This is a genomic window from Streptomyces sp. NPDC059900 (assembly GCF_050270335.1).
GTDB lineage: Bacteria > Actinomycetota > Actinomycetes > Streptomycetales > Streptomycetaceae > Streptomyces.
This window is the reverse complement of sequence record NZ_JBNNJZ010000274.1, coordinates 1,884-10,821: the sequence shown is the minus strand read 5'-3', so window position 1 is coordinate 10,821 and position 8,938 is coordinate 1,884. Positions and strand designations below refer to the sequence as shown.

At 72.1% G+C, this 8,938-nt stretch carries 11 protein-coding genes; 6 read left to right on the top strand and 5 right to left on the bottom strand.

What is annotated here, in order from left to right; translation table 11 throughout:
• The first annotated feature begins 250 nt into the window (after positions 1-250).
• Complete coding sequence (locus tag ACQKIP_RS28540; RefSeq protein WP_365856349.1) at positions 251-1,441, top strand: MFS transporter; 1,191 nt, start codon at positions 251-253, stop codon at positions 1,439-1,441.
• Here ACQKIP_RS28540 and ACQKIP_RS28535 read toward each other — a convergent pair.
• Positions 1,425-2,300 (bottom strand): ANTAR domain-containing protein, encoded by an 876-nt coding sequence (locus tag ACQKIP_RS28535; protein WP_365857094.1) that lies wholly within the window; start codon positions 2,298-2,300, stop codon positions 1,425-1,427. The two genes, ACQKIP_RS28540 and ACQKIP_RS28535, sit on opposite strands and share 17 nt — an antisense overlap.
• Positions 2,301-2,611: 311 nt before the next feature.
• Here ACQKIP_RS28535 and ACQKIP_RS28530 point away from each other — a divergent pair, with 311 nt between their 5' ends.
• Positions 2,612-3,049, top strand: a complete 438-nt coding sequence (locus ACQKIP_RS28530) for a BON domain-containing protein (protein WP_365856351.1) — start codon at positions 2,612-2,614, stop codon at positions 3,047-3,049.
• Here the strand turns inward: ACQKIP_RS28530 and ACQKIP_RS28525 are convergent.
• On the bottom strand, positions 3,032-4,237 hold the full coding sequence (locus ACQKIP_RS28525) for an MFS transporter (protein ID WP_365856353.1): 1,206 nt from the start codon (positions 4,235-4,237) through the stop codon (positions 3,032-3,034). The genes ACQKIP_RS28530 and ACQKIP_RS28525 overlap by 18 nt on opposite strands.
• A 99-nt stretch (positions 4,238-4,336) precedes the next feature.
• Here ACQKIP_RS28525 and ACQKIP_RS28520 point away from each other — a divergent pair, with 99 nt between their 5' ends.
• The 3 genes from ACQKIP_RS28520 to ACQKIP_RS28510 are packed head-to-tail and all read left to right on the top strand — an operon-like array spanning position 4,337 to position 6,354.
• The gene (locus tag ACQKIP_RS28520) at positions 4,337-5,422 is read left to right on the top strand and encodes a DUF5937 family protein (RefSeq protein WP_365856355.1); all 1,086 of its coding nucleotides are present in this window, start codon (positions 4,337-4,339) and stop codon (positions 5,420-5,422) included.
• A gap of 57 nt (positions 5,423-5,479) precedes the next feature.
• Positions 5,480-5,989 carry an aldehyde dehydrogenase family protein gene (locus ACQKIP_RS28515; protein ID WP_427744503.1) on the top strand — a complete coding sequence of 170 codons (510 nt, stop codon included), beginning with the start codon at positions 5,480-5,482 and terminating at the stop codon, positions 5,987-5,989.
• Positions 5,953-6,354, top strand: a complete 402-nt coding sequence (locus ACQKIP_RS28510) for an LLM class flavin-dependent oxidoreductase (protein WP_365856357.1) — start codon at positions 5,953-5,955, stop codon at positions 6,352-6,354. Before ACQKIP_RS28515 ends, ACQKIP_RS28510 begins: the two co-directional genes overlap by 37 nt.
• Positions 6,355-6,390: 36 nt before the next feature.
• Here ACQKIP_RS28510 and ACQKIP_RS28505 read toward each other — a convergent pair whose 3' ends face one another.
• The 3 genes from ACQKIP_RS28505 to ACQKIP_RS28495 form a co-directional block, all read right to left on the bottom strand.
• Positions 6,391-7,119 (bottom strand): alpha/beta hydrolase, encoded by a 729-nt coding sequence (locus ACQKIP_RS28505; protein ID WP_365856359.1) that lies wholly within the window; start codon positions 7,117-7,119, stop codon positions 6,391-6,393.
• A gap of 106 nt (positions 7,120-7,225) precedes the next feature.
• A complete protein-coding gene (locus ACQKIP_RS28500) occupies positions 7,226-7,744 on the bottom strand; it encodes a DinB family protein (RefSeq protein WP_365856361.1) in 519 nt (172 codons plus the stop codon).
• 47 nt (positions 7,745-7,791) lie between these two features.
• Positions 7,792-8,478, bottom strand: a complete 687-nt coding sequence (locus ACQKIP_RS28495; protein WP_365856363.1) for an SAM-dependent methyltransferase — start codon at positions 8,476-8,478, stop codon at positions 7,792-7,794.
• Between the two features lie 89 nt (positions 8,479-8,567).
• Between ACQKIP_RS28495 and ACQKIP_RS28490 the strand changes: the two genes are divergently transcribed.
• Positions 8,568-8,938: helix-turn-helix domain-containing protein (locus ACQKIP_RS28490; protein ID WP_427744498.1), on the top strand; the 371-nt coding region annotated here is incomplete at its 3' end.

Sequence of the window (8,938 nt, the reverse complement as noted above, 5' to 3'; positions counted from 1 at the left end):
CGAACACGCATGGTTGTGCTCCTTCAGGTGGAGGCGAACACTCCACTCGTTCTCCGCACGGCGACCGCCGTAACACCCGTGCCCCGAAGGAACCAGCCAGGTCACCCGCTCAGGCCAAGCGTCCCCGGGCCACTCGGCGCACCCTGATGGCGACCGGCGCCGCTGCTAGCCTGCGCCCATGATCAAGGGGAGATCGTCGGGCCGGACAGGCCGGATAGCGGGGGGCCGCAGAGCAGAGCATGTGCTGATCGTGGCCAGTTTCGTGAACCGGGTCGGCAACGGGCTCTTCAACTCGGCGTCGGCGCTCTACTTCACCCTGGTCGTGGGCCTGCCGGCCGTGCAAGTGGGAGCCGCCCTCACGGTCGCGGGCCTGATCGGACTGCTCGCGGGGATACCGGGAGGGCACCTGGCCGACCGGCGCGGGCCGCGCACGATCATGATGCTCGCCCTGGCGGTTCAGGCGGCTGCGATGTCCGCTCTGCTGCTCGTCGGGAGCTGGCCTTCCCTTGCGGTCGTCGCCGCCGTTGACCAGCTGGCCGCGGCCGCCGGCGGCGCGGCCTGGGGAGCCCTCGTGGTCCGGGTCGGCACCGACCGCCCGGCGCTGTTCCGGGCAAGGCTTCGTACGTACGTCAATCTGGGCGTCGTCCTGGGGACCGTGGGCGCCGGACTTGCGGTGGCGGCGAATACCCGTACCGCCTACCTCGTGCTGATTCTCGGCAACGCGGCCAGCTTCGCCCTGTGCGCCCTCCTCCTGTTCCTGCTGCCCCACTACCGAGCACTGGCGGCGCCACCGTCGCAGCAGCGCCGCTGGATCGCTCTCACCGACCGGCCGTTCGTGACCTTCACGGCCCTCTTCGGCGCGATGGGGCTGCAGTACCCGGTGGTGTCCCTGCTGCTGCCGATCTGGATCTCGGAGCACACGGACGCACCGCGCTGGACCGTGGCCGCGGTCTCCGCGATCAATGCCGGAGTCTGCGTCCTGTTGCAGACCCGCATCGGATCGCGCATCGAAACCCCGCGCGACGGCGGCAGAGCGTTCCGCACGGCCGGACTGCTCTTCCTGGTCAGCTGTCCGATGATGGCCCTGAGCGCGCACGCTCCCGTATGGGCGGCCGTCGCCCTCGTGTTCACAGCGATCTTCGTGCACAGCCTCGGGGAGATCTGGGAGTCCTCCGCCGGTTTCGCCCTGGGCTTCGGCCTGGCACCTGACCATGCACAGGGGCAGTATCAGGGGCTGCTCGGGCTCGGCTTCAGCGCGGGCCAGGCGCTCGCCCCCGCCCTCCTCACCACCGTCGTACTCGGCCTGGGCACGGCCGGCTGGCTGCTTCTGGGTGCGTTCTTCGCCGCCGTGGGTGCCGTCGGCCCCTGGCTGGAACGCTGGGGCACGCGCACCCGGCCGCAGCGGGTGGCTGCGGCCGAGGCCCCTATCGGGGGGCGTTGAGAGCGAGTTGGTGCAGGTCCTCCAGGGCGTCGAGGAGGATGGTGCGCTGGTGCCACTTGATCCAGCTGCCCAGGGCGCGGCCGGTGGCGTCCAGCGCCCGCAGCTGTGCCTGGGTGAAGCCCAGCAGGGGGCGGGCGTGGTGGGAGGAGATGACACCGAGGACGGCGTTCTCGTCGTCGACGAGCGGGATGCTGTGGCAGGCCCGGCTGCCGGCCGAGAGGATCACCCGGCGTGTGTCGTCGTCGAAGCCGGCCGACGAGGCCACCTCCTTGACGGTGACCTGATGGCTGGCGGCGGCGGCGCGGGAGCAGGAGGTGTTCCCGTCGACGAACGCGAAGTAGTCGGTGAACTGCCGGGACAGACCGGCGTGTTTCGCCATGCGCAGGACACCGTCCTCGACCAGCTGGACGTTTCCCATGTCCGTGCCGGTGACGGTCAGGACGCGCTGGAGGGCGGCGCCCAGGACTTCGCCCTGGTTGGCCGCGTTGAGTGTGCCGGCCCCGAGCAGGGCCAGGTCGGGTATCGGATGCGGGACCCGGCCGCTGAGCCACACCCGGGTGCCCGGCGCCGGTCCGGGGGTGCGGGCCACCGCCGAGGCCAGTTGGTGCAGCTTGATGTTGGCCCGCTGGGATGCCTGGCGGAGCAGCGAGAAGGCCGCCTCGGCGTTCGGCAGGCGATAGCGCTCGACCAGGACACCCTCGGCCAGGGCGATTCTGGCGCGTGTCCGCCCCTGGACCTCCAGTTCGGTCACCTGCTCGCGCAACTGCCTGGCCGTTTCCCTCAGCTGTTCCGACTCGTCGGCGGGAACGAGGGGCTGCCGGGACGAGGGCTGATCGTCGGGCGAGGGCACGGATGGCATGTTCGTCACGTTGTCTCCCATGGCTGCACCCGCACCGTCTTTCTCATCGGTCACCGAGCAGCGGTTGCGGCGCCGTCACCAGGTCCGGCTCCGTCCGCCAGATGGCCCGCTGCTCTCGCACAGGGCGACCTTAACCCGGCGTGTCGGAGATGTGATGACCCCCCTGGAGGCCCGGCACCGGAGGACGCCGTCACAATTCCGACGTACGTGGCGATTGAGCGAGAGGTGTCTCTTGAGCGGGGTAGGTAGGAGAGGAGGCCGACGACGAGGACGGCTCTGGGATCGCCTCGCGGCGGGACTTTGGAGGGCACATGGCGAGGTACAGCTTCACGCCGGGAGCAGGGCACCGGCTGGAAGTACCCCTGGCGGCCGAGCCGGGCAAGGCGGCCGCCCAGCTCAAGGAACGCCTGGAAGGCCTGGGGCTGACGCATGACCACTTCCAGGTGAGCGTCGAGGGATCCACGGTCACCGTCGCCGGTGATGCCGCGGTGCAGGAGCAGAAGGAGAAGATCCTGCTCGCGCTGGGCAACGTCATCGGCGTCCAGGAGGTCGAGGACCGGGTGGACGCAGGGCAGGAAGGGCTCGCCCCGCGCTTCGTCACCGTCCATGAAGGCGAAACACTCGACGACGTGGCCCTGCGCATCTACGACGACCCGGCCGCCGCCAAGCGGCTCCTGGCCGAGAACCACCCCGTCCTGACCGACGCGAACGACATCTACCCCGGCCTGGTGCTACGCGCCCCGGCGTAGCGGCGCGGCGGAGGCGGCGAGCGTCGCGGCGGCGAGGCTGCCCCACAGAGCGGTGGCACCGTGCGGGGCAAGAGCGGTGATGACGGCGGGAGAGACGGCCAGACCGAAGCCGGTGGAGAGCTCGAAACGGGCGAGGGTACGGCCCAGGGCGTGCGGCGGAGCGAGGATCGTGACCAGTGCCGTGGCGGTGCCGGCGTAGATGATCTCGCCGAGGGTGCACAGCACGGACACCGCGGCGACGGCGGGCGCGGCCCAGCCGCCCGCCAGCGAGGCAGCGACGAGGAAACCGAGGTACGACACGGTCAGCACCACCCCGGCAAGCGCGAGGACGGACCGCCGGGAGTAGCGCGAGAGGAGCACGGTGAGCGGCACCTGCAGCGTGACCACCAGGAGCGTGTTGGCCACGAAGATGCCGGCCGACCACACCGGGGACGCGTGCAGCTGGGTCATCAGGATCAACGGCAGCGCGATCTCGGGGACGTTGAGGCAGAAGACGTAGATCACGTTGGCGGCGAGCAGGGCGCGCATGCCGGACGCGGGCTCGCCGTCCGCTGTCCCGGCCGGGCCGGCGAGCGCGGCCCCGGCCGGATCCGCGCGCAGCCGGACCGACCAGGCAAGGGCCGCCGCGGCGAGGTAGCTGCACCCCGTGACGGCCGCAAGGGCCTGCAACACCGGGGTGCCGCCCGCCAGAGCGGCGGTGGCGACGAGCGCGCCCACGCCCATCCCGGCGTTGCGCAGGGCGCGGCCCGCCGCGAGCGCCGCATCCCGCTCCCGGCCGTAGGAGAGGGTGGCCACCAGGGCGGCGTGCGCGGCGGGCCAGGCCTGGTTGCCGACGCCGAGGAAGAGCGCCGCCGACCCGAACAGCCAGACGTTGCCGGACGGGGCGGCCAGCAGGAGCACCGTGCCCGCCACCCGCACCAGCATCGACGCCGCGACGGCCGTGCTGCGCGCGCCCCGGTCCAGCCAGCCGCCGAGCGCGGGCATGCACACCAGACCGGCGACGACCCCGGCCGTCATGGCGGTGCCGGTGAGCGGCGCCGACAGGTGCAGCACGCTCACCCCGTACAGCAGCAGGAAGGGCCGCAGCAGGCCGGTGCCGAGCGCGTCCACGGCCAGGGCGACGGCGTAGCGGGGGCCTCCGGAGGCGCGGATGAGGGCGCGGGGTCTGATCTTGGGGGTGGTCGGCATGGGCTCACCGTGGGGCGGGCCGACCGGGGGTGGCCCGTGGGTTGACGGACCCCGTCAACCCACGCCTTGACCGGCTCTCCGGTCAGCGATGATGAAGGGATGACCTTGCGCATCGACATCACCGGACTGCCGTCCGACGGGCTGCGGTTCGCCGCATCGCCGCTGGCCGAGCTGACCGCGATGCTGCATGTGCTTGCCGCCCCCGCGCATCACCCGCAGCTGGCCGGGTGGGCCGCGGACGTCCGCTCCGTGCTGTCACCGCAGCTGGCCGAGCGGTTGCAGGAGGCGGAATTCCTCTGGCGTTCCTCCCAGGCCGACTTCCTGCTGCCCGCCCGTCCGCGGTCGACCCTGGCCCGGGAGCTGGACGACGTGGACCGCATCGACGACGACACGTACGCGACCGCCGCGCTCGTCACCACGTGCGGCAGCACCCGGATGCGCAGCGTCGCGCGCTCGCCGCTCACGGATGCGGCCGCGCGCGAGCGGGCCCTGGACCTGGCCCAGGCCCGCGGCGCCCGCCAAGAGGCCTTCGCCGAACGGCTGCTCGCGGATCCGGCCGCGGTGCGGGCACGGGTGCGCCACACCCTCGAACAGTGCGCCGAGGCCTTCTTCGACGCCGCATGGACCGGTGCCGCCGCACAGCTCGCCGCCGACCTGCGCCTCAAGAACGACCTGCTCAAACACCAGGGCATCGGGGCGGCGCTCGCCTCGGTCTCCGGCGCGATCGCGCTGGCAGCGGACGGCGCGTGCATCACCGTGGACAAGCTGCAGGACAAGGCGACCGCCGCCCACCCCGGCGGGATCACCTTCATCCCCAGCGTCTTCAACAGCCCGCACCTGGTGGTGGTCCACGCCCCGGGCTGGCAGCCGGTGGTGCAATACCCCGTGGCCGAGCCGGACCCGCCCCGGCAGGTGCCCCTCGAGACGGTCGAACTACGGCTGGAGGCCCTCTCCCATCCGCTGCGGCTGCGCCTGCTGCGCACCCTGGCCCGCGGCCCGCACACCACCGGCGAGCTGGCCCACGCCTGGGAGCTGACACCCCCCGAGGTCTCCCGCCACCTGGCCGTGCTGCGCCGGGCCGGCCTGCTGACGGCCCAACGCCAGGGCCGCTACATCCACTACGCCCTCAACCTGCCCGCGCTGACGGCGCTGGGTACCGATCTGCTGGCGGCGGTGCTGCGGTAGGGGCAGCCCGCCGCCCGACCCCGCTATTCCGCCGGGCTCGAGCCGCCGACGGGCAGCCTGGCGAGGAGGGCGCGCCGGCTGGCCCGCACGTGCTCGCGCATCACCTGCTCGGCGCTGTCGCCGTCCTTCCTGAGCCAGACCCGCCGCGGCCACCTCCTGCGCCGCCTCGGCGACCTGATCGCCGCAAACGCCGAAGAACTCGCCCGCATGGAGACGCAGGACAACGGCAAACTGCTGCGCGAGATGCGCGGGCAACTGGACACCCTGCCGGAGTACTTCCACTACTACGCCGGACTCGCCGACAAGATCCACGGCGATTTCATCCCTACCTCCGACCGCCAGGTCCTCAACTACACGGCCCGCGAGCCGCTCGGCGTCGTCGGTGCGATCACCCCCTGGAACTCGCCGCTGACCCTTACCGGCAGCAAGCTGGCCCCTGCTCTGTGCGCGGGCAACACCGTCGTGATCAAACCGTCGGAGTACACATCGGCGACCGTCCTCAGGCTGTCAAGCGGAAGTTCGACACCGCCGTGGCCAACCACCCCGAGGTGGAGCGCCCGGACCTGATGGTGCTGCGCCACACGCACGTCCACTCACCCGAGCAGCCCGACGGCTGGCGCCCGGCCGCGGAGGCGATCAACCGCTTCTACCGGACCTTCGACGCCTGGTTCGGCAACAAGACCGCCCCCGACAACGGATTCCTCGCCCCCAGCCCGGAGTCGAAGTTCGCCGAGCGCCCGGAGTTCGAACCCGAAGCGCTGCACAAGACCGCGATGATCGGCACCCCCGAAGAAGTCATCGAGCGGCTGCGCGCCTATGAGGAACTCGGCGTCGACGAGTACAGCTTCTGGATCGACACCGGCCTGCCCCACGAGGAGAAGCGCAAGTCCCTGGAACTGTTCATCAAGGAGGTCATGCCGGCTTTCCAGTGAGCTGCACGCTCCCGCAGAACCGGCGGGAGCAGCGCCTCACGCCCGCGTGACCGGCAGCGCCGCGCTCGCCGTCACGCGGGCCGTGGCGCGCCCGAGAGCCGACACGGAAGCCTCGGCCGCGGGAACACACCGCTGCACGGCGGGGTCGTACACGCAGCCCAGCACCCCGGCATGGTCCGCGTCCGGCTCGGACAGCCGGGAGTCCCAGCTATGGGCGCGCAGGGCTTCGTGCAGTTCCCGCGAGGAATCGGCGGGCACGACCATGTCTGCGGCGCCGTGCACGAGGCGTACGGGCACCGGTGCCGCGGCCCGGCCGACTGCCTGCAACGGCACGGTGCCCGTGGTGCGTGCCGGACGCCGGTAGCCGCCCGCGATGCCGACCACCGCGGCTGGGCGCCAGCCGTCGAAGAGCTCCGGCTGCAGGGCCACGCCCAGTGCGGCGCCTGCCCCCGCCGACCACCCCGCGAGCACCAACTGGCCTTTGTCGCCGCCGTGTTCGCGTACGTAGTCGCGGGCGAAGCGCAAGGAGGCGGTGAGATGCTCCCGGCCCTCGTCGGGCTGGTCCGAACGCCAGTCGGGCACCAGGACGGTGGGGCCCGCCCCGGCGATCTCCCGCGCCAGCGTGGCCATCACCTCCCGCTCATCGGGACCCGTGCCGTGCCACAGCAGCACACACCGCTCGTCCCGCTGCCCTGAGGCATGGATGTCGAGAAGTTTGCTGTCGCTGCCGGTGGCATAACGCACCGTCCGGGTCGTGATGCTCAAGTCCGTTCCTCCGCTGCGTTCCAGGCCGGGGCCGGGATCCGGCCCGACCGGTGCCCGAAGGACTGTATGCGGTGTCCGCAGCCGTCCTCGCCGCCGCCCCCGCCGGTCAGCGGCCGGTGGAACCGTCGAGCTGTTCGCGCAGGATGTCGGCGTGGCCCGCGTGGCGGCCGGTTTCCTCGATCATGTGGACGAGGACCCAGCGCAGCGAAGGTGCCTGGCCCGGGCGCGGGGCGCGCGGAGCCGGCAGAGCAAGGTCCGGGCAGGCGTCGATGACCTGGTTCGCGCGCTCCACGGTCTCCCGGTAGCCGGCGAGCACGCTGTCGACGGTGTCCTGCGAGGACGGCCGCATCGTGGCACGCCAGTCTCCGGCGTCCTGTCCGAGGAAGTAGAAGCGCTCCACGTACGTCAGATGCTTGAGCAGGCCGAGGAGGCTGGTGCCCGAGGGAACCCCAGGTGTGCGGACCTGCGGTTCGGGCGCGCCCTCGACCTTGTCGGCGATCGCGGCGCGCAGATAGTCGAGAAAGCCGCGCAGCGTGGCCTTCTCGTCGGCGCCCGTCGAGGGCGGGCCGGCGTCCTTGGCCCGGGGCCGGGATCGCTGCGTACGGGTTGCAGGGTTTGCTGGCATCGCAATTGCTCCGTTCCGGCGTGGAGTTGGGCGGGATGGACGGGCGGTCATCCGGCCGCTTGCCGGATGAGCAGCACGTTGTCGATGACGGTGGCCGTCTCGCCAGCCGGGCCCGTGGCCCGGCGGCGGGGCATGTCGGCGCGCAGGACGGACCAGCGCGCGGGGTCGAGGGCGAGTTCGTCGGCGATCTCGGAGGGTGTCGGGTAGTGGATGTCGGGGTCCTGGTTCCAGGACCAGGGCGCCGTGGAGCCGTGGTCGACGATCAGCAGGAGGCCGCCGGGGCGCAGGGCTGCCGCGGCGGTACGCAGGACTTGGCTGCGGGGCAGCGCGAACGGTGTCTGGAAATACTGGGCAGAGATGAGGTCGAACCGGCCGGCAGGGAAGCTCGCGGCCAGGTCGTGCTGTTCGGCGGTCACCCGGTCCGCGATGCCGAGATCGCGGGCGCGGTCCCGAACACGGTCGACGGCGGTGGTGGAGATGTCCACGGCGGTGACCTGCCAGCCCTGCTCGGCGAGCCAGATGGCGTCGCCGCCCGCGCCGCAGCCCAGATCCAGGGCGGCGCCGGGATGCAGCGGGGCGGCGGTCTCGGCGAGCAACGGGTTGACGCGGGCGCTTGCGGCGGGCCGGGCGCGGTAGTGCCGCTCCCAGAACAGCGCGGCGTCCGCGCCCGCCGTACCGGTGTCAGCTCCGGTGCCGGTGCCGGGGGTGGGGCCCGGGCGTCGGGTGAAGTCCATGTGAGTTGTCCCCTCGTCGGATGTACCGACAGCATCGCCAGCGCGGTTTCGCCCTTGCAAGAAAAGTTGCGGATCCGCATCATCGAGGCATGGACACCCCCGCAGACGCCGCACATCCCGCAGACTCCGCCCACCCCGCAGACCCCACCGGAGACGTTCTGGCCGGCGTCGGAACGCGGCTGCGCGCCCTGCGCCAGGCGCGCGGCGCCACGCTGGCAGCACTGGCAGCGGAAACCGGCCTCACCGCGAGCACGCTGTCCCGTCTGGAGAACGGCAAGCTCCATCCCACGCTGGAGCAGCTGCTGCCCCTGGCCAGGGCGCACGGCGTCCCGCTCGACGATCTCGTCGCGGCGCCGCCCACCGGCGACCCCCGCGTCCATCTGCGACCCGTGCGCCGCTCCGGCCTCGTGATGGTGCCACTGACCCCGCGGGCCGGCGGCATCCAGGCGTACAAGGTCAT

Bases quoted from the DNA above. Each gene is read 5' to 3' on its own strand.
- ACQKIP_RS28495 (WP_365856363.1), bottom strand. From the start codon at position 8,478: ATGGACTTCACCCGACGCCCGGGCCCCACCCCCGGCACCGGCACCGGA.
- ACQKIP_RS28520 (WP_365856355.1), top strand. From the start codon at position 4,337: ATGACCTTGCGCATCGACATCACCGGACTGCCGTCCGACGGGCTGCGG.
- ACQKIP_RS28525 (WP_365856353.1), bottom strand. From the start codon at position 4,237: ATGCCGACCACCCCCAAGATCAGACCCCGCGCCCTCATCCGCGCCTCC.
- ACQKIP_RS28500 (WP_365856361.1), bottom strand. From the start codon at position 7,744: ATGCCAGCAAACCCTGCAACCCGTACGCAGCGATCCCGGCCCCGGGCC.
- ACQKIP_RS28535 (WP_365857094.1), bottom strand. From the start codon at position 2,300: ATGCCATCCGTGCCCTCGCCCGACGATCAGCCCTCGTCCCGGCAGCCC.
- ACQKIP_RS28530 (WP_365856351.1), top strand. From the start codon at position 2,612: ATGGCGAGGTACAGCTTCACGCCGGGAGCAGGGCACCGGCTGGAAGTA.